The organism is Cryptosporangium minutisporangium, from assembly GCF_039536245.1.
Lineage (GTDB): Bacteria > Actinomycetota > Actinomycetes > Mycobacteriales > Cryptosporangiaceae > Cryptosporangium > Cryptosporangium minutisporangium.
Genome location: NZ_BAAAYN010000142.1, coordinates 1 through 640 on the forward strand (window position 1 = coordinate 1; position 640 = coordinate 640).

Consider the following 640-nt stretch of genomic DNA (forward strand, 5'->3'; position numbering starts at 1 on the left):
GGAATCCGGCGGGCAGCCTCCGGCGCCGAGCCGGACTCGCCGATCACCTCGATGTCGCCGCTGGATTCGAGGAGCGCGACCAGGCCGCGGCGGACGACTTCGTGGTCGTCGAGGAGGAAGACCCGGATCATGCTCCGTTCCTACACCGTAGGAGCCCGAAAGGCTGCGAGTACGCCCACTTCGTTCGCCCCGCTGCGCGACGGCGACCAACCCGGCCGGACTAGGCTCTGCCCGGCGGGCAGGCTGCGCGGGGAGGGTGAACGGTGACCGACACCGGGAACGGTGATCTAGGCGTCGGCCCGGAAGGGCCGGTGCCGTCTCTGCAGCGACTCCGGCTGGATACCCTGCTCCGCGAGCTCGTGACCCGGGCCGAGGACCTGCTGGAAACCCAGTCCCGGCTGCACCGGCTGCTCGATGCCGTGGTCTCGATGGCCAGCGATCTGAGCCTGCCGGACACGCTTCGGCGGATCGTGGAGCTCTCGGCCGAACTCGCCGGTGCGCGTTACGCGGCGCTCGGGGTCATCGGACCGGAGCGGTTGCTGGTGGAGTTCATCACGGTGGGGCTCGACACCGAGACCCGGATCGCGATCGGCGATCTGCCGCACGGCAAGGGAATCCTCGGCCTGCTGATCAACGACCC

Annotated in this window: 2 pseudogenes; one reads left to right on the forward strand and one right to left on the reverse strand. The window is 69.8% G+C overall.

The features are described 5' to 3' along the window. Positions 1-131 (reverse strand): annotated as a pseudogene (locus ABEB28_RS42885) (DNA-binding response regulator); the annotation flags it as partial. Between the two features lie 132 nt (positions 132-263). Between ABEB28_RS42885 and ABEB28_RS42890 the strand changes: the two are divergent. After that, positions 264-640, forward strand: a pseudogene (locus tag ABEB28_RS42890) (ATPase); the annotation flags it as partial.